Raw genomic sequence first — 17,614 nt, forward strand, 5'->3', positions numbered from 1 at the left:
CCTCAGCGAGCGATCGAGAATGCTCCGACCGCCGAGAGGCTGGCGCCGACCTCGGCGTCGCTCAGCTCGCGCGTGCCGTGCGCGGTGACCGTCGAGGTCTTCCCGGGGGCGAGGTCGACGTCGACCGAGTCGACGCCGTCGAGGCCGGTGAGAGTCTCGGTGACCGTCGTCACGCAGCCGTTGCAGGTGAGGCCGTTCACGGGCCCTGTCCAAGTGGTCATCATGCATTCCTTTCCATCGTGGGCCGCGCGGGCGTGATGCCCGAGCGGTCGTCGGCAGTCTCGTCCGACATCTCGCGACTCGGCTGTGTGATCAGACCGAGCCAAAGAACTTGCGCAGGCGCGGGACTCTGCGGATGACCAGCTGGTCCAGTGCCAGCACGAGGATCAGGGACAGCCCGAATATCGGCAGGAAGAGCCCCAGGGCCACCATCGCGACGAGCAGGACCCTGCTGCTCCAGACGGGGAGCGCTGCCCGGGGGGCCGAGAGTCCGGCGGCGCGTCCTCGACGGGTCCACCACATGAGCGGTCCCGAGATGCAGAGGAACATCACGGCGAGGCAGAAGAGCACCGTGAGCACCGTGTTGACGGTGCCGAAGCGACGTCCCTCGTGCAGCGCGACGCCCTGGGACACCGTCTTGGCGGTGGCGCTGAAGTCGTCGTAGCCGTAGGTGCCGGCGACGTCGCCGGTGTACTGGTCGACATGGACGGTCTTCTCCAGGGCCACGTCGGACTCGGAGGGGTTGCCGTTGTCGTTCCACTGGCTGCCCATCACGCTGAAGACGCCGTCGTCCCCCTCTGGGTAGACGATCGAGTACGGCTCGGGCGCGCCTTCGTCGCGAGCAGCGTCGACGGCTTCGTCGATCGAGATCATCGGGCCGGCGCCCTGGCTCGTCCCCAGGGGGCCACCGGCGATCGCCCAGCCGGCCGGCGCCGTCGCACCGTTGGTGTCCTCGATCAGGTCGCCGAGGGTCGACTCGGCGCCGGGGTCCGCGCCCCACAGGGATCCTCCGTCGCCCGCCGCGACCTGCTCGGCGAGGGAACCCCAGACGCCCGTCCACGGCAGACCAGAGACGACCAGCATCAGGATGCCCAGCCCCACCGGCAGGCCGGCGATCGCGTGCATGCCGCGCAGCCTGGATCCCGGCACCTTCTTCGCCCGAGCGGCGCCTCGGGGACGGCGGCCCAGGAAGAAGATGATGAAGCCCGTGACGGTCAGGACGATCGCCCAGCTGGCCCCGAGCTCGACGATCCGGTCGCCGATCTGCTCGTCGCCCAGCAGAAGGTCGCCGTGGATGCGCTCGGCCCAGTTCGAGACGAGCTCGTTCTCGGTCAGGTCCCCCGTCACGGCGGTCGAGTACGGGTCGACGTAGACGTTGCTCCCGACACCGTCGGCGCGTTCCGTGACGAAGACGGTCGAACGGTCGCCGGTCGCGTCCACGACGGAGAGGACCTTCCTGTCCGGGAAAGCTTCCCGCACGGCGGCCTCCTGGCTCGACAGGGAGGCGCGCTCTGCGCCCTCGGGGGCGGTGACGGTGAGGACGCCGGGATGGGTGAACGAGTCGACCTCGGCTCGGAACATGTAGGTCAGGCCCGAGATCGAGAGGATGAACAGGACCGGGATGACGATGATGGAACCGTAGAAGTGCCACCGCCAGAAAGCGGCGAACCAGTTCGTCGGACGCTTGCCTGGACGGCCCGCTCGGACTGTCGGTCTGTTCGGGACGTCGGCTCCGGTGCGGCGGTCCATCTCGGTCGCGGTCATGCCAGCCTCTCGGTCGGGACCGGGGTCGTCCGGTCGTCGAGTTGGCACTCTACAAGATGTAGAACTACCCTGGCGACGTGATCGACTACCCCTGGAACATCGTCCTGACCATCGCCTTCGCGTTCACCTTCGTGATCTGTGTGGGGGACGCCCTGGTGGGAAGGCTCCGTGCGACGGATCGGCGAGCAGCCATCACCGACGGCGAGCTCGTCGACGTCAACCACGGCGTCATGAGCATCGCCATGATCGCCATGACCTGGTTCTTCGCGATGGACGTCGTGACGTGGGCGCAGGTCCTCTTGTTCGGGATCCTCGGCCTCTCGCTCGTGCCGCCGCTCCTGCGCGCGTCGTCCCGGCGTGGACGCACCGACCTTATAGGCCACATCGCGCTGGACGCGGCCATGATCTGGATGCTCGCCGCGATGCCGCTGCTGATGGCTGGTGCCATGAGTGCCGGCGGAGGATCGATCCACGCCGAGCACGCCGGAGCGGATGCCGGTGCCGACATGCTGATGGCGACCCCGATCTGGGCTGACGTCGTCAACGTCCTCTTCGTCGTAGTCTCAGCGGCCGCGGCTCTCTGGTGGTTCGGGCAGATGTGCGTCAGCCGAGGGCACCGCGTCCACCTGCTCTGCCACGTCGTGATGGCCGCGGGCATGGCGTGGATGCTCGTCCTGATGAACGTGTAGAGCCCACCTCCCGCCGCCACTGGCCCAGTTCCACAGGCCCACGTGACCGCCCACGGCTCACACGTCTAGTTCGAGGACGGGAGACAGCGACCGCGAGCAGCAGGTGTTGATATGGGTGCCTGCGGCGTGGTCCACCTCCGTCTGAAAGTCGTCCCGATGGTCAGGGACGCCGGCGAGCACGGCGGTCAGGCATGACCCGCAATGACCCTGGCCGCAGGAGCGGTAGGTCTCATAGCCTCGCCGTTCCAAGGCCTCCGCAAGGGACTCGTCCGCCCCCACCTCGATCCTCTCGCCCGTGGAGCGGGCCACGACGGTGAAGCTCCTGTCGCCGTCTCGCGAGGTCTCGGCGGGTGGGCCGAAGCTCTCGGATCGCACCTGGTCCGTCCGCCAGCCTGCCGCGAGGGCGCGGTCCCGGGCCAAGCTGACGAAGCCCTCGGGCCCGCAGGCGTACACCGCGCCTCCTTCGTCGACCGTCTCGAGCGACTGTGGCCAGCTCGTCCGGAAGGAGTCGCCTTCGTCACTGTGGTGCAGGGTGACGCAATCACGCCACGGGCTGGCGGTGAGGAGGGAGATGAGGGGGAGGGCATCGGTGTCGCGGGACCAGGCGTGGAGCTCGAAGGGGGTGCCTCGCCGGTGCAGCTGCTCCGCCATCGTCACAAACGGCGTGACGCCTACGCCTCCTGCCAGGAGGACCGCCGACGAGTCCGATCCGCCGAGGGGGAACGTGTTGCGGGGCAGCGACACGTCGACCACGTCGCCCACGGTCAGGCGCTCGTGCACCGCCGCCGATCCGCCGCGACCGTTCGGGTCGCGCTGCACGCAGACGAGGTACCTCGCCGTGTCCTCGCCGTGGCTGACGAGTGAGTACTGGCGCACGAGACGCTCGTCGAGGTGGAGGTCGATATGCGCCCCGGCCTCGAAGGCCTCGAGCTCCTGGTCTGGCTCGACGGGCCGTAGCTCGACGAGGAGCGCGTCGCGGGCCGCGCGGGAGATGTCGTGCACCCGCACGGGCTGCCTTCCAGGCCGGGTCGTTCCCCTAGTCGAGGAGCTGTGCGTTCGGCGGGCGCGCAGGCCTCGGAACAGCGGCGGGGTCACGACGGGTCTTTCGGTGCTCGATGCGTTCGAGCGAATCGGGAGGCGAGCCGGTCGGCGACGTGCCTTAGGGAGGCGACATCGTCGCCGAGGGTCACGGCCCTCGGGTCGTCGTCGTCCGGCGTAGGTCGAGCGAGCACCAACGCGATCAAGACGGCGATGGCGACCACCTGCGTGAGGCTCGTCGCAGTGTCGAGCCACGGGAGGTGGTCAACCTCGTTGGCGGTGGTCATCGATGCTCCCTCGAGTCATTCTTCGGTGTCGTCACGACGGTGTTCTACAGGATGTCGTTCATCGTCGAGAGGTACTTCTGCGCACACTTCTACGAGACGTAGAATAGCTGTCATCACCGACTGAAGGAGTCCCATGCGACCCACCGTCCGACGCGTCCTCTCCGGAACCGGGGCGGCGGCGGCGTTCCTGCTCCTGACCACCGCATGCACGGCCGCGGGCGGCGAGGTGACGCCCCCGAGTTCATCTCCAGGTGCGACGTCGACTGACGCGACGTCGACCACATACCCCCTCGCCCTCGAGAACTGCGGTCGACAGATCACGATCGACGCCCCGCCGGAGCGTGTGGTGAGCCTGTGGCAGTCGAACACGGAGGCGCTCCTTGCCCTGGGCCTGGGGGACCGGATCGTCGCAGTCCAGGAGAACTACGCGCCGTATCCCGAGTCGGTCGCGTCGCAGGCGGCAGGGCTGAAAGGCGTCGGCAGCCAGATGGGCTTCCCCTCGAAGGAGGTCCTCCTCAGCGAGAAGCCCGACTTCGTGACCGGTCAGGTCCTCGACGGCTTCGCGTTCGACCCCTCACAGGGCTACGCGTCCGTCGAGCAGCTCGAACAGGCCCGGGCGGCCGTCTACGGCGCCAACCTCTGCGGCTCGACCGACTCGCAGAGCACCGAGACCTGGAACATCGAGTCCGTCGAGAAGACGCTCCGCGACTACGGGACGATCTTCGATGTCGCAGACAGGGCCGACGAGGTAGTCGCGGAGCTTGAGGCCAGGAGGTCGGCTGTCGTCTCGGCCGTCAAGGGCGAACCGATCGTCAAGACGGCTTACTTCAACGGCGGGACCGGCCCGGTGATCGTCCTCGCGGGCGGCATCTACGACGACCTGATCACCACCGCTGGAGGCGAGAACGTGTTCTCGTCGGACTCCGTCTACGTCAGCAAGGAGGAGTTTGCCGCCTCCGACGCCGATGTCGTCCTGGTGGGGACCTTCACCGGACAGGACTTCGCGTCCCAGAAGTCCTTCCTTGAGGAGAACTTCCCCGATCTGCCCGCCGTGCAGGCCGGCAGGATCACCGAAGTGCCCACGCAGGAGACCGACTCCTCCATCTCGGTCATGGTCGGGCTGACGAAGATCGCCAACGCGATCCACCCCGACCTGGACCTTCCGGTTCCCGCGTCATGAGTCGAGGGGCCGCCGTCACTCGGCAACCGGCTCTGGCTCCCCACCGCCCGAAGCTGATGATCAGCGTGCTCGTGGCGGCCTGCCTCGTCGCGGTCGTCCTGTCCGTGGCCGTCGGCAGCGTCGGCATCGCGCCGAGCCGGGTCCTCGAGGTCGTCGCTGGGCGGCTGGCACCGTGGGCTCTCGGCCGAGTCGAGGGCCTCGACGACCAGATCGTGTGGGAGTTCCGTCTTCCTCGCGCCCTCCTCGGCCTCGTCGTCGGAGCGGCCCTCGCGGTCGCGGGTGCCGTCCTGCAGGCCGTCGTGCGGAACCCCCTGGCGGACCCGTTCGTGTTCGGCGTCTCGTCGGGCGCCTCCGTCGCCGCGGTCGCCGCGCTCACCCTCACGACCGGTGCCCTCGCCGCCGTGTCCACCCCAGTGGCCGCTTTCGTCGGAGCTCTCGTCACGACTCTCCTTGTCTTCGTGCTCGCCCAGCAGGAAGGGCGCGTCACGCCGAACAGGCTGCTGCTCGCGGGCGTCGCTCTGTCGTACCTGCTGAGCTCCGTCACGAGCTACCTCGTCCTCCGGTCGAGTGGTACGAACCAAGGTGTCGGGCCGGTGCTCTCGTGGCTCGCCGGCAGCCTCGCCGCGGCGACCTGGAGCGACCTGGGGGTACCGGCACTCGTGCTGGTCGCATCGACGGCCGTGCTGGTTCTTCTCGCCCCCGTCCTCAACGCGTTCCTCACCGGCGACGAGACGGCCGCGAGCCTCGGCGTCGACGTCGGCCGGGTGCGACTGGGTCTGTTCGTCGTCACGTCGTTGCTCGTCGGCGTCGTCGTCGCGGTCAGCGGCTCCATCGGGTTCGTCGGCCTCGTCGTGCCGCACGCGGTCCGCATGGTGATCGGCTCCGACCACCGCTGGGTGCTGCCTGCGTCCGCTCTCGCCGGAGGACTCCTCCTGGTGCTGGTCGATATAGGTGCTCGGCTGCTACTCGCGCCGACCGAGGTGCCGGTCGGCCTCCTCACCTCCGTCGTCGGTGCACCGTTCTTCCTCTGGCTGCTGCGCCGCTCCGGGCGGAGCGGACAATGAGCGTCAGGGCAAGCGGAGCGCTCCGAGTCGAAGGCGTCAGCGTCGATCTCGCCGGACACCGGATCATCGAAGAGGTGGCCCTGAGTGCCCACGGGAACGTCGTTGGCCTCGTGGGCCCGAACGGGAGCGGCAAGTCGACGCTCCTGCGGACGATCTACCGCATGCTGCGGCCGGCCGAGGGGACCGTGCTCGCCGACGATCGCGACGTCTGGTCGATGTCAGCGAAGGAGGCGGCGCGCATCACCGCAGCGGTCGTCCAGGACAGCCCCGTCGACCTCGAGCTCACCGTCATCGACTGCGTCACAACCGGACGCCTACCGCACGGCAGCCTGCTCGGATCAGGCCGAGCCGATGACGGGCGCGTCATCGAGCTGGCCATGAGGAGGGCGGGAGTCGAGGACTTCGCCGACCGTGGCATGAGCACACTGTCGGGTGGAGAGCGTCAACGAGTTCAGCTCGCCCGTGCGCTCGCGCAGGAGCCGCGGCTCCTCGTTCTCGATGAGCCCACCAATCATCTGGACATCCGACACCAGCTCCAGCTGCTCGCTCTCGTCCGGGCGCTCGACGTCACGACCCTCATCACGCTGCACGATCTGAACCTTGCGGCGTCCTACTGCGACGAGATCGTTGTGCTCGAGCACGGCCGGGTAGTCGCCTCGGGGCTGCCGGGCGAGGTCTTCACCCCGCAGCTGCTGCAGCGCGTGTTCGGCGTCCGCGCCGACACGCTCGTCAACCCGCTCACCGGCCGCCTCCAGCTCGTCTACGCAGACAGCTGACGGCCGACCCCGACAGGTCACGACCACTACGAGAAGGAGAACCACACGTGAACGACGAACTCAACGACACCCCCGAGACTGCGGTGCTGCCCGGACACACGGCAGGGAACGACCCGACCGGGAGCACCTTGTTCAGCGTGGTCGGCGACGACCCCGCCAAGCAGGACGCCATCGACCGTTCCGTCGCTGCTCACCACACCCTCGCCGCGCGGCCCGGGATGCGCTTCGCCACGGGCAAGACGATTCTGATCGTCCTGCACCCCGGCTTCGAGCTTCTCGACGTCGTCGGTCCTTTCCACTTCCTGGCAGCGACGGGCGCGGATGTGCACTTTGTCACGACGGGCTCCGCGGACGAAGCGGTGCTGAGCAGCAGCGGTGTGGCCCTGGTGCCCGCGCTGGCACTCCAGGACAGGCGCGTCGCACCAGAAGTCCTCCTCGTCCCCGGTGGCGACACGGGCATCCTCCTCCGTGACGCCCGTGCCATGGCCGACCTGCGACGCCTCGGCGACCAAGCGACCTACGTCACCAGCGTCTGCTCCGGTTCGATCGCTCTAGCCGCCGCAGGCCTCCTCGAGGGGCGACGTGCGACGTCGCACTGGTCCGTCCGGCACCTCTTAGCCGGCTACGGCGCCGTCGAGGTCGACGAGCGCGTGGTGGAGGACGGCAACCGGCTGACAGCCGCAGGAGTCACCGCTGGCATGGACCTCGCCATCACGCTGGTCTCGTACCTGTGCGGGGAGGAGATGGCGCGCTTTGCCGTGCTGGGTGCCGAGTACGCACCCGAGCCTTCTTTCGACGCAGGCACTCCCGAAAAGGCGGGCCCGGCCCTGACCGACCTCTCGCGTGACTTCCTCGCACCGCTCGTCGAAGAGCTTCGCGCCCCCGCACGCTGACACTGCACGGGCACCCGTTCGCCACGCGGCGCACGGTGTGTCGACGTGGAGGAATCCGTATGTCGCCGTGTTCTACAACTTGTAGAGTTAATCATTCCCTCTGAAGAAAGGCCTCCCCATGCACTTCGCCAGATCACGTACCGCGCTGGCCCTCGGATCACTCGTCGCCCTCACTGCCCTGGTGGGGTGCTCGGCCACTCCGTCTCCTATCGACTCGGCAGGCCCGACGAGCGACGGGACGACGCTCACGGGCGGGCCGACGTCGTATCCCCTCAGCATCGAGAACTGCGGCTTCACCCAGATGTTCGACGAGCGGCCCTCTCGAGTCGTCCTGATGAACGGAGCATCGGTCTCCGAGGTGGAATCGCTCGTGATGCTCGATCTCGAGGACACGATCCTCGCGAACACCCAGAACTACGGCATGTCCGACATGCCGGGACTGGTCGAGCAGATCGACGCGCTCCCGACGGGAGACGTCGACATGGCCGGCAGTTTCGAGATCCCCGCCGAGCAGCTCCTCGCGCTCGAGCCGGACCTCGTCATCGCGACGACCTCGGGAGGGTTCGACCCGAGTTCCGGTCAGTCGTCGCGGGAGGAGCTCGCCGAGGCGGGCATCGAGACCCTCGTCAACCCTGCCAACTGCGCCATGGGCAAGGAAGACGCGACAGAGGAAGAACTCGGCGCGTTCGACGAGGCCACCGTGGAGTCGTCTTTCGATTTCCTCAACCTGGTCGGCAACGTCTTCGACGTGCAGGACGAGGCGCAGGTCCTCGTGGACGACCTGCGCGGTCAGATCGACGCCGTGTCGGCAGCCGTCGAAGGCAAGGAGGAGCCCACGGGGCTGATCGTGTTCCCCGGCATGTCGATGATGACGCCCAACGGGATGCCCGCCGTGTTCCTCGGGGGGATCTTCGACGACGTCCTCGCCCGCGCAGGCGTCTCGGGCGCACTCAAGGACAGTGGGTTGACCTTCACCTCGGCCATCGACGAAGAGCAGCTTTCCTCCGCCGATGTGGACATCCTGGTCGTCGGCGGGTTCACTCGGGGCGAGGACCTTGACGCTGAGGCGGCAGCGCTCTTCGCCGAGTACCCGCAGTGGGACGCAGCCAAGAACAACAGCTACGTGACCGTGTCGGACGGGGTGTACGTCGGGCCGACGAACGCCGCGGCGATCGACAAGATCGCTCGCGCTGCGCACCCCGACGCCTTCTGATTGGCCGGGGCTCGTGGAGGTTCGTGCGTCGCAGGCGCGACGGGGCTCGCTGCTCGCGTGGATGGTCGTCCTGGCCTCCGCGACGGCCGTCATCGCCGTCGTGGCGGTCTCGATCGGCAGCGTCTCCGTGAGCCCCGAGGCGGTCGTGCGGACCGTCGCCGGCAATCTCAGCGGGGACAGGGGCTCGATCGATCCCCTCGACCAGAGGATCATCTGGGAGCTGCGAGCTCCGAGGGTCGTCCTCGCTGGGATCGTCGGGGCATCCTTCGCCCTCGCAGGGGCAGCTCTCCAGGGGCTGCTCCGCAACCCGCTGGCGGACCCGTACATCATCGGGGTGTCCTCGGGCGCCTCCTTCGGCGCCGTCCTGGTGATGGCCCTCGGGTCGGCCGCCCTGCTGGGCCTCACGACCTCCGTCGCCGCCTTCGTCGGGGCGATCGGGCTGCTCGGACTGGTCTTCGCGTTCGCGCAGCGCTCCGGCTCGTTCACCGACATGAGGCTCGTCCTGTCGGGGGTGGCCCTGGGTTACGTTGCCATGGCCGGCACGAGCTTCGTCCAGCTCCACGCGGACCCCGGTGAGCTGCGAGGCATCCTGTTCTGGATGATGGGGAGCGTCGCCGGGGCACGGTGGTCGGCCTTGGCCCTGCCTGCGGTGGTCCTCGTCGTTGCGGGGGCGTGGTTGCTCGCCCAGTCGCGGGGCCTGAATGCTCTCGCGCTCGGTGACGACGACGCCACCGCAGTGGGCGTCGACCTTCGGCGCACCCGACTCGGGCTGCTGCTGGTCTCGGCAGTCCTCACCGCGGTGGCGGTGAGCGTGGCCGGGGGAGTGGGCTTCGTCGGCCTCATCATCCCGCACGCGATGCGGCTGCTCGTCGGATCAGACCACAGGCGCCTGCTGCCGGTCTCCGCGATCGCGGGGGCGCTGTTCCTCATCCTCGTCGATCTCGTCGCACGCACCGTCGGCAGCCCCAACGAGTACCCGCTCACCGTGTTCACGGCTCTCATCGGCGGCCCCTTCTTCCTTTGGCTGATGAACTCCGAGGGGAAGCGAGCATGAGGGTCTCCCTGGACCACGTCACCATCAGCCTGGGCGGACGCCCGTTCATCGACGACCTGAGCCTTGAGGTGGAGCAGGGCTCGTTCGTCGCGATCGTGGGTCCGAACGGCTCAGGGAAGTCGACCCTCCTCCGCGCGATGTATCGAGCCCTCCAGCTCGATTCGGGAAGCATCCTCATCGGTGACACCGACGTCTCGACGATCACGCCTCGCCACGCCGCACGACTTCGCGCAGTCGTCACCCAGCACCAAACGACGAACGACAGCCTCCTCGTCCGAGACGTCATCGCGACCGGACGCCATGCTCACCAGAGATGGTTCGCCGTGGAGTCCGCCGCGGATCGCGAGGTCATGCGGCTGTCCCTCGAGAAATGCGGCGCCGCGCACCTCCTCGACCGTCGCTACCTGACGCTCTCCGGCGGCGAGCGTCAGAGAGTGCTCCTCGCCAGGGCCCTCGCCCAGGATGCGCCTGTACTGCTGCTCGACGAACCCACCAATCACCTCGACGTCCGGGCGCAGCACGACCTGCTCGCCCTCCTCGAGGACGTCGACCTGACCAGGGTCGTGGTGCTGCACGACCTGGACCACGCCGTCGCCCACGCGGATCATCTGTTCGTCGTGCACGAAGGCCGCATCCGCGCCTCCGGGCACCCCGTTCAGGTGCTCAGCTCAAGGCTCACGGAAGAAGTCTTCGGCTGCCGTTCGTCGATCATCGAACACCCGTTGACCGGGCGCCCGCACCTCGTGACGGCGCCGATAGGCCGATGACAGACGGGACACACCAGGACCACGTCACGAGAGCGGCAGAGCTCATTTCCCCAGGCGGGTCGCCCTCGACGAACCGGGATCCGTCGTCAGCGGCACCCGAGGGATGACGCTCACGGCCAGCCACGTCCTGGACCAGAAGCACTTGGCATGGTGATCCTGCCCGGAGCGTCAGGACCCACCGTCGGGGATCCGGACATGGTCAGGACCATCCCCGTCATCCTCGCCGGCCTCGGCGAGACTGCTTTGCCCGACCTCATGCGTCGAGCCCTAGCGGCCCCCGACACACTCGTTGCCACCATCTGCGTCGGTGGCCTCGCGCTCGGCATGGCTGGCCTCCTCGAAGGGAGGACGGCAGTCACGCACACCCAGGGCAACAACGTCCTCGAGGCGACCGGGACGACCGTGGTCAGAGCTCGCGTCGTGGACGACGGCGACCTGGTCAGTGCCGGAGGTGTGACCTCTGGCCTCGACCTCGCTCTCTACCTGCTGGAGCGGGAATTCGGGCCCCGCATCGCCCATGCAGTCGAGAAGCTGTTCGAGTACGAGCGCCGAGGCACCGTCTGGGCCGCGCGCGGACCTGAGGCGCTCGCGCTGTGACGGCCCCGAACGCGCCGACTGCTGGCGACCCGGGTGGCGCTTCCATCGGCCGCGTCGCCGGCACATGGGACATCTCGATGCGAACGCCCATCGGGACCATGCGAGCCGTGCTGGTCTTCTCTGTCGATGACGGAACGGTGAGGGGAAGGGCTTCAGGCAAGTCGGAGGAAGTGCCCTTGCGGGACCTTCGCGTCGAGGGCGGCGACAAGGGCGCCCGCGTCATCTGGACGCAGTCCGTCACGAAGCCCATGAGGCTCGAGCTCGCCTTCGATGTCTCTGTCCTGGGGGATCAGATGACTGGTCATTCTCGCGCAGGACGACTGCCGCAGAGCACTGTGTCCGGCGCTCGAAGGCCCAATTGACTTGTGTGGTGTCCCAGACCAAATCGTCAGTATTGGCTGTATAGTCAGCACATGCTGACCCTTTCGACGCGGGCCGACGTCATGAACCGCATCGGGCGTGCCATGGCCGATCCCACCCGATCGCGCATCCTGCTGCACCTGCTCGATGAACCTGGCTACCCAGGCGCACTCGCCGATCAGCTCGAACTCACCCGGTCCAACGTGTCGAACCACCTCTCCTGCCTCCGTGGCTGCGGCATCGTCGTCGCCGTGCCCGAGGGCCGATCGACCCGCTACGAGATCGCCGATGCTCACCTCACGAAGGCGTTGACGGCCCTGGTCGACGTCGTGCTCGCCGTCGACGACGGGGAGCCCTGCACGGACGACGCCTGCGATGTCCCTCTCTGCTGTGGGACCGGCGCGTGAGCGCGACCACGCTCCCTGCCGTGCTCGTACCGGCCCGACGGCTCCTGCTGCAGCGTCGCATCCGGATCATCGTCGCCGTGACGATCGCCTACAACGTCGTCGAGGCCATCGTGGCGATCGCTGCCGGCACCGTCGCCTCGTCGACGGCTCTCATCGGGTTCGGTCTGGACTCGATCGTGGAGGTGCTGTCGGCCGCCGCGATCGCGTGGCAGTTCGCCGCACCCGATCCCGAGAAGCGAGAGCGGGTGGCGTTGAGGGTGATCGCCGTATCGTTCTTCGGCCTCGCCGCCTACGTCACGGTCGACGCAGTGCTGTCACTCACGGGTCTTCGTGAGCCCGAGGACTCTCCTGTCGGGATCGTCCTCGCCGCGGTGAGCCTAGCCATCATGCCGTTCCTCAGCCTGATCGAGCGCCGCACCGGCACCGAGCTCGGCTCCGCGTCAGCCATCGCCGACTCGAAGCAGACCCTCATCTGCTCCTACCTCTCCGCGGCGGTCCTCATCGGCCTCGTCCTCAACCTTGCGTTCGGGTGGACATGGGCTGATCCGGTAGCCGGGCTCGTCATCGTCGTATTCGCCGTCCGCGAGGGCCTCGAGGCCTGGCGCGGGGACGCCTGCAAGACCCCCGTGTCGGCCCTGACAGGCGAGCGCCAGGTCGAGACCTGCGACTGCTGCTGACCTACCCCGACCACCCCTGACGGCACGACGTCCGTGCCGCGACCGCCAGGAGAACCATGAAGCGCACCACGAAGATCAACCTTGCCCTGATCGGCGCCCTCGTCGCCGCAGCGACGATCGCCGCAGTCGTCCTGATCAGACCCGCAGCGCCACAGGCAGAGCCGGCGGAGGTGACGGTCGTCGCAGAGAACAGCCACCGCCTCGACACCGCATCTAACGGGTCGGTGGTGTTCACCGAGTTCCTCGACTTCGAGTGCGAGGTCTGCGCGGCCGTCCACCCGATCGTCGAGGAACTGCGTGACACCCACGCCGGCGAGGTCACCTTCGTCACTCGGTACTTCCCGCTGCCGGGCCACGCGAACTCGATGAACGCCGCGGTCGCCGTGGAGGCCGCGGCCGAGCAGGGTCAGTTCGAGGCGATGTACCAGCGCATGTTCGAGACCCAGGCTGAGTGGGGCGAGCAGCAGGAGTCGAAGGCAGGCGTCTTCCGTGGCTACGCCGTGGAGCTGGGCCTCGACATGGAGCAGTACGACCACGCCGTTGGTGATCCGTCGACGGAGGCGCGGGTGCAACAGGACTTCGACGCCGGCGTGGCGCTCGGGGTGGAGGCGACACCGACGATCTTCCTCGGCGACGAGCCGATCGAGCTGTCGACACCCGACGCGTTGAGGCAAGCTGTCCGAGACGCCGTTGACCAGAACTGACGGCCCGCCGCCCGGGACTGAGGAGGTTGGCCCATGACTGACCTGCTCACGCGCACCCGACCCAAGGTCGCCCGCCGCGCTCAGCGCATCGGGCTCCTCGTCGCTGCCGGCGTGCTCACGGCAGTGTTCCTCGTCCGCACGCTCACGGGAGACATCGCCCTCGTCGACCTGCCCAATGCCGCGCAGGACCTCGTCACCCTGACCGTCAGTGTGATGATCGAGTCCCTCGGGTTCGTGATCCTCGGGATCCTGATCTCGGTCCTCGTGCAGGTCTGGATACCCGACCGGTGGATCGTGAAGGTCCTTCCTCGGAACGCGGCAGCTCGGCGGGTCGTCATCTCGGTCCTCGGGGTGCTCCTGCCCGTCTGCGAGTGCGGCAACGTGCCCCTGTCGCGCGGCCTCATCGCGAAGGGGTTCTCGGTCCCGGAGGCCATGACGTTCCTCGTCGCGGCGCCGATCGTGAACCCGGTCACGATCCTCACCACCTACCAGGTGTTCGGCTTCACCGACGGCATCCTGGTCTCCCGGATCGTCGGTGGGTTCCTGATCGCGAACCTCGTCGGCTGGCTGTTCAGCCAGCACCCGACCCCCGGGAAGCTGCTCACGGAGAAGTTCGCCGCGGAGTGCGCCCTCCCCGCCGCGGACGACCATGACCACGGCGGATCCCGCTGGCAGGAGAGCCGGGACCTGTTCGCCCGGGAGGCAGCCGCGGTGATGCCGGCCCTGATCCTCGGAGCGTTCATCGCCGGCCTCGTGCAGGTCGCCGTTCCCCGTTCTGTGCTGGTGACGCTCGGCAGCAACCCGGTGTGGTCGGTCCTGGCACTGATGGCCCTCGCGTTCGTCATCTCGATCTGCTCGAACATCGACGCGTTCTTCATCCTCCCGTTCGCCACGACGTTCATGCCCGGCGGCGTCGTCGCGTTCCTCCTCTTCGGCCCCATCGTCGACATCAAGATGCTCGCCATGATGCGGACCACCTTCACGACCACGACCCTCGTCCAGATCACGACAGTCGTCGCTCTCATGAGCGCCACGATCGGATTCATGGTGAATTTCTATGCCTGACCTCAAGCGCTACCAAGGCCTCGCCCTCATCGGCGTCATGTCCGCCTCGACCCTGTGGCTCGCCGCCACGGGGCAACTCGAGCTCTACGTCGCCCCGAAGCACGCGATCTTCGCCGTGGTCATGTCGAGCCTCGGCCTCGCCGCTGTCCTTGTCAGCGCCATGCGCGTCACCGTCCATCACCACGCCGAGGCGCGGCCGCGGATGCTCGGCCGCGTCGCTGCAGGCATCGGCGGCACGATTGCGGCAGTTGTGACCGCAGCGATGGTCCTCCTGCCGCCGGCGACCTTGACCTCTGCCACGGCGGCGCAGCGTGACGTCAACAGCACAGCCCCGCTCACGGACACCGCGACCCTTGACGCGCAATCCGAGCCCGACGCCTCGACCGCGAATCTGTCACTACTCGACTGGGCGTCCCTTCTCAGGCAGACCAGCGACCTCGGCTTCTACGAGGGCAAGACCGTTCAGGCCACGGGGTTCATCACCCCCGACAGCGACGACCCCGGCAACGTGTTCTACGTCTCGCGGTTCTACATCAGCCACTGCGCCATCGACGCCCAAGCCGTCGGCGTCCCCGTCTACATGCCCGACTGGGACGACACGTACGACGCCGACGAGTGGATCGACCTGGAGGGCGAGTTCGCCGTGAACGCCAGCACGAGCAGTGCTCAAGGCATCGCTGTGACGCCCGACGCCGTGCGGAGGGCCGCCCAGCCCGACGATCCCTACATCTACAAGTAGGCACGACCCGAGATCGCGCACGTCGTGTCCGACACGCGACTCCCCGTGAGATGAGGGGACCTTCGGAGTACGTGACACCGATCTCCGACTCGACCAGCACGGCCGGGCGACCACGAGCCGGCATGTGAGGCTTCGTCGCGGACCGATATGGTCGTCGAGGTGTGACGCTCGGTCCGCCCTCGCTCGCGCCCCAGGAGGACGCCCGTGACGAACGCCCGCCTCAGGACCGCAGGAGGCGTGGTCTCGACGCTGCTGGCCTGCCTGCTCGTGGCATCCTGTGCCACCGCGCCTCGCGCCTCCGTCGTCCCGGGCCTCGGGGGAGGCGCCTCCGAGCTGACGACCGCCGAGGCGGATGCATGGCTCGACGGGTTCGTCCCGGCCGCCCTGGAGAGGGAGGGCATCGTCGGTGCGACCGTCTCGATCGTCGCTGACGGCGAGGTCGTCACCGAACGGGGCTGGGGCTGGTCCGACCTCGGTGACGAGCGGGCGGACCGACGTCCCGTCGACCCCGACAGCACACTTTTCCGGATCGGGTCGATCTCGAAGGTCGTCACCGCGACCGTCGTCATGTCGCTCGTCGAGGAGGACGTCCTCGACCTCGACGACCCCGTCCAGGACAGGATCGACGTCACGCTGCCCAGGGCCTTCGACCGTCCGGTCACCCTCCGACATCTGCTGAGCCACACCGCGGGCTTCGAGGACGAGTTGGCCGGGGTCATCGCAGGGCCGGGGGAGGGGCCGACGACGTTGCGGGACGCCGTGGCCGTTGACCCGCCCGAGCAGATCTACGAGCCCGGCACGACCCCCGCGTACTCGAACTGGTCGAACGGAGTCGCGGCGTACGTCGCCGAGCGGGCCACCGGACGCCCGTGGGCTGATCTCGTCCAGGAGCGGGTCTTCGACCCCGCAGGCATGGTGTCCGCGACGCTCGACCAGCCCCTTTCCTCCGGCGACGCTGCCGTGGCCTCCGGGGGCTGGGACGCTGCTGGGGCAGCGGCGGTGCCCTTCGAGATCGTCTCTCCGGCGCCTGCCGGCGCGGTCTCAGCCACGGCATCGGACATGAGCGCGTTCATGCTCGCCCAGCTCGGGCACGCCGACGGCATGCTCGGGCCGGAGGCCCTCGAGCAGATGCACGCACCTGCCCTCGATGGTGACGACCTCGGCGGGCTCGCTTCCGGGCCTCGCATGACGCTCGGCCTCTTCGAGGAGGACCGCAACGGACACCGCGTCCTCGGCCACGGCGGCGACCTCACGGCCTTCCACGCCCAGATGGACCTCTGGCCCGACGACGACGCAGGCATCTACGTCTCCCTCAACAGCACGGGCGCTCGGGGCGACGCCACGACGGCCGTGCGCGAAGCCCTGGTGGACGGCTTCGCCGACCGGTGGTTCCCGTCCGACGCCGCGGAGGGGGCGGCCGTGACCGCCACGGAGACTGCCGGTGAGCACGCGGACGCCCTGGTGGGCAGCTACCAGGTGTCGAGGCGTGCGGAGTCGACCTTCGTCCGGCTCTTCTACGCCCTTTCGGCGGTGGACATCTCCCGAGGCCCCGGCGACTCCGTCCTCATCTCGGCCCTCACGGACACCTCGGGGGCGCCGGTCGAGCTGGTCGAGGTCGAGCCGTGGGTCTGGCAGGAGACCGACGGCGACCGCAGGGTCGCCGTCGACCAGGTCGACGGTGCCGTCCAGGCCGTCGGGCTCAACCCGGCGTTCACCCTTCAGCCGATACCTGCGACGCGGCAGGTGCTGCCCCTCGTCCTCGTCGCGTCCCTGGCCGTGCTGGTGCTCGCCCTGGTGGGCACCATCGTCAGGGCCGTCCGCCGGGTCTGGTCCGGGAGGCGCGTGACGGGGTCCGTCGAGTCGCGTGCAGAGACCATCGGTCGAGTCGGGGTCGCCGTCGCCCTGCTGGCGCTCGTGGTCGCCGGCGTGCTCTGGGCCACGGTCGCGTCCGCCCTCCTCAGCGACGCCGGACCGCCTGCTGCGTTCGTGCTGCGGACGGCGCAGGTCCTGACGGCCGTCGCCGTGGCCGGGGCGCTGCCGGCGACGGCGATCCTCGTCGGGAGGGTGAGGCGCGCGCCTGCTGAGCCGGCAGCCGGGGGCGGAGCGCCTCCACGCCTCCGGAAGGTCGTCGCCGTCGCCGGTCATGCGCTGCTGGTCCTCGCGTTCATGGGGCTCGGCTACGCAGCCGTGACCGGTGGCCTGCTGCTCCCCGACATCTCCTACTGACCTGCGCGATCTCGGCTTCCACGACCGGATCGGTGTTCCGTTGTCGAAGAAGGGCCCCGCGTAGGATGGGCGCGCGCCATCCAGGACCTCCACGCCGGCGCAGATGACGCCGAG

General features: G+C 68.6%; 19 protein-coding genes. 15 read left to right on the forward strand and 4 right to left on the reverse strand.

The genetic code is table 11. From position 1 onward, the window contains the following. Positions 1-2: 2 nt before the first annotated feature. Together IFT45_RS12275 and IFT45_RS12280 are read right to left on the reverse strand one after the other, a co-directional pair. Positions 3-221, reverse strand: coding sequence for a heavy-metal-associated domain-containing protein (locus tag IFT45_RS12275; protein WP_244637981.1), 219 nt, complete (start codon positions 219-221; stop codon positions 3-5). 91 nt (positions 222-312) lie between these two features. Continuing rightward, positions 313-1,764 (reverse strand): PepSY domain-containing protein, encoded by a 1,452-nt coding sequence (locus IFT45_RS12280; RefSeq protein ID WP_192128435.1) that lies wholly within the window; start codon positions 1,762-1,764, stop codon positions 313-315. A gap of 77 nt (positions 1,765-1,841) precedes the next feature. On the opposite strand from IFT45_RS12280, the gene IFT45_RS12285 reads away from it, so the two are divergent. Then, positions 1,842-2,453 (forward strand): DUF5134 domain-containing protein, encoded by a 612-nt coding sequence (locus tag IFT45_RS12285; RefSeq protein ID WP_192128437.1) that lies wholly within the window; start codon positions 1,842-1,844, stop codon positions 2,451-2,453. Between the two features lie 57 nt (positions 2,454-2,510). On the opposite strand, the gene IFT45_RS17885 is transcribed toward IFT45_RS12285, so the two are convergent. Both IFT45_RS17885 and IFT45_RS12295 read right to left on the reverse strand, forming a co-directional pair. Further along, positions 2,511-3,455: a PDR/VanB family oxidoreductase gene (locus tag IFT45_RS17885; protein ID WP_192128439.1), complete on the reverse strand. Its 945-nt coding sequence runs from the start codon at positions 3,453-3,455 to the stop codon at positions 2,511-2,513. An 89-nt stretch (positions 3,456-3,544) separates the two neighbouring features. Then, positions 3,545-3,778 carry a hypothetical protein gene (locus IFT45_RS12295; protein ID WP_192128441.1) on the reverse strand — a complete coding sequence of 78 codons (234 nt, stop codon included), beginning with the start codon at positions 3,776-3,778 and terminating at the stop codon, positions 3,545-3,547. 133 nt (positions 3,779-3,911) lie between these two features. Here IFT45_RS12295 and IFT45_RS12300 point away from each other — a divergent pair, with 133 nt between their 5' ends. The 14 genes from IFT45_RS12300 (at position 3,912) to IFT45_RS12365 (ending at position 17,500) form a co-directional block, all read left to right on the forward strand. Then, a complete protein-coding gene (locus IFT45_RS12300) occupies positions 3,912-4,958 on the forward strand; it encodes an ABC transporter substrate-binding protein (protein WP_192128443.1) in 1,047 nt (348 codons plus the stop codon). Between the two features lie 56 nt (positions 4,959-5,014). Next, positions 5,015-6,022: an iron ABC transporter permease gene (locus tag IFT45_RS12305; RefSeq protein WP_197982420.1), complete on the forward strand. Its 1,008-nt coding sequence runs from the start codon at positions 5,015-5,017 to the stop codon at positions 6,020-6,022. Between the two features lie 74 nt (positions 6,023-6,096). Next, positions 6,097-6,798: an ABC transporter ATP-binding protein gene (locus IFT45_RS12310; RefSeq protein ID WP_371810993.1), complete on the forward strand. Its 702-nt coding sequence runs from the start codon at positions 6,097-6,099 to the stop codon at positions 6,796-6,798. Positions 6,799-6,845: 47 nt separating this feature from the next. Further along, a complete protein-coding gene (locus IFT45_RS12315; protein WP_192128449.1) occupies positions 6,846-7,691 on the forward strand; it encodes a DJ-1/PfpI family protein in 846 nt (281 codons plus the stop codon). 118 nt (positions 7,692-7,809) lie between these two features. Then, a complete protein-coding gene (locus IFT45_RS12320) occupies positions 7,810-8,904 on the forward strand; it encodes an ABC transporter substrate-binding protein (protein WP_192128451.1) in 1,095 nt (364 codons plus the stop codon). A 13-nt stretch (positions 8,905-8,917) separates the two neighbouring features. Further along, the gene (locus tag IFT45_RS12325; RefSeq protein WP_371810995.1) at positions 8,918-9,958 is read left to right on the forward strand and encodes a FecCD family ABC transporter permease; all 1,041 of its coding nucleotides are present in this window, start codon (positions 8,918-8,920) and stop codon (positions 9,956-9,958) included. Beyond that, positions 9,925-10,725 carry an ABC transporter ATP-binding protein gene (locus tag IFT45_RS12330; protein WP_197982421.1) on the forward strand — a complete coding sequence of 267 codons (801 nt, stop codon included), beginning with the start codon at positions 9,925-9,927 and terminating at the stop codon, positions 10,723-10,725. Before IFT45_RS12325 ends, IFT45_RS12330 begins: the two co-directional genes overlap by 34 nt. Positions 10,726-10,920: 195 nt before the next feature. Then, entirely contained in the window at positions 10,921-11,322 is a 402-nt protein-coding gene (locus IFT45_RS12335; protein ID WP_213016693.1) for a DJ-1/PfpI family protein, read from the forward strand. A 413-nt stretch (positions 11,323-11,735) separates the two neighbouring features. Then, on the forward strand, positions 11,736-12,089 hold the full coding sequence (locus tag IFT45_RS12340; RefSeq protein ID WP_192042488.1) for a helix-turn-helix transcriptional regulator: 354 nt from the start codon (positions 11,736-11,738) through the stop codon (positions 12,087-12,089). Then, a complete protein-coding gene (locus IFT45_RS12345) occupies positions 12,086-12,766 on the forward strand; it encodes a cation diffusion facilitator family transporter (protein ID WP_371810997.1) in 681 nt (226 codons plus the stop codon). The genes IFT45_RS12340 and IFT45_RS12345 overlap by 4 nt, the downstream gene beginning before the upstream one ends. A 56-nt stretch (positions 12,767-12,822) precedes the next feature. Next, a complete protein-coding gene (locus tag IFT45_RS12350; protein ID WP_192128460.1) occupies positions 12,823-13,470 on the forward strand; it encodes a thioredoxin domain-containing protein in 648 nt (215 codons plus the stop codon). A gap of 33 nt (positions 13,471-13,503) precedes the next feature. Then, the gene (locus tag IFT45_RS12355) at positions 13,504-14,535 is read left to right on the forward strand and encodes a permease (protein WP_192128462.1); all 1,032 of its coding nucleotides are present in this window, start codon (positions 13,504-13,506) and stop codon (positions 14,533-14,535) included. Then, the gene (locus IFT45_RS12360) at positions 14,528-15,274 is read left to right on the forward strand and encodes a TIGR03943 family protein (RefSeq protein ID WP_192128464.1); all 747 of its coding nucleotides are present in this window, start codon (positions 14,528-14,530) and stop codon (positions 15,272-15,274) included. The genes IFT45_RS12355 and IFT45_RS12360 overlap by 8 nt, the downstream gene beginning before the upstream one ends. A 204-nt stretch (positions 15,275-15,478) precedes the next feature. Next, entirely contained in the window at positions 15,479-17,500 is a 2,022-nt protein-coding gene (locus IFT45_RS12365) for a serine hydrolase domain-containing protein (RefSeq protein WP_192128466.1), read from the forward strand. Positions 17,501-17,614 lie beyond the last annotated feature (114 nt).

Source organism: Frigoribacterium sp. CFBP 13707 (assembly GCF_014842245.1).
GTDB classification, from domain to species: Bacteria; Actinomycetota; Actinomycetes; order Actinomycetales; family Microbacteriaceae; genus Frigoribacterium; species Frigoribacterium endophyticum.

Coding starts and splice junctions, on each gene's coding strand:
- IFT45_RS12275 (WP_244637981.1), bottom strand. CDS start 221: ATGACCACTTGGACAGGGCCCGTGAACGGCCTCACCTGCAACGGCTGC.
- IFT45_RS12280 (WP_192128435.1), bottom strand. CDS start 1,764: ATGACCGCGACCGAGATGGACCGCCGCACCGGAGCCGACGTCCCGAAC.
- IFT45_RS12295 (WP_192128441.1), bottom strand. CDS start 3,778: ATGACCACCGCCAACGAGGTTGACCACCTCCCGTGGCTCGACACTGCG.
- IFT45_RS12300 (WP_192128443.1), top strand. CDS start 3,912: ATGCGACCCACCGTCCGACGCGTCCTCTCCGGAACCGGGGCGGCGGCG.
- IFT45_RS12305 (WP_197982420.1), top strand. CDS start 5,015: ATGATCAGCGTGCTCGTGGCGGCCTGCCTCGTCGCGGTCGTCCTGTCC.
- IFT45_RS12320 (WP_192128451.1), top strand. CDS start 7,810: ATGCACTTCGCCAGATCACGTACCGCGCTGGCCCTCGGATCACTCGTC.
- IFT45_RS12335 (WP_213016693.1), top strand. CDS start 10,921: ATGGTCAGGACCATCCCCGTCATCCTCGCCGGCCTCGGCGAGACTGCT.
- IFT45_RS12340 (WP_192042488.1), top strand. CDS start 11,736: ATGCTGACCCTTTCGACGCGGGCCGACGTCATGAACCGCATCGGGCGT.
- IFT45_RS12350 (WP_192128460.1), top strand. CDS start 12,823: ATGAAGCGCACCACGAAGATCAACCTTGCCCTGATCGGCGCCCTCGTC.
- IFT45_RS12355 (WP_192128462.1), top strand. CDS start 13,504: ATGACTGACCTGCTCACGCGCACCCGACCCAAGGTCGCCCGCCGCGCT.
- IFT45_RS12360 (WP_192128464.1), top strand. CDS start 14,528: ATGCCTGACCTCAAGCGCTACCAAGGCCTCGCCCTCATCGGCGTCATG.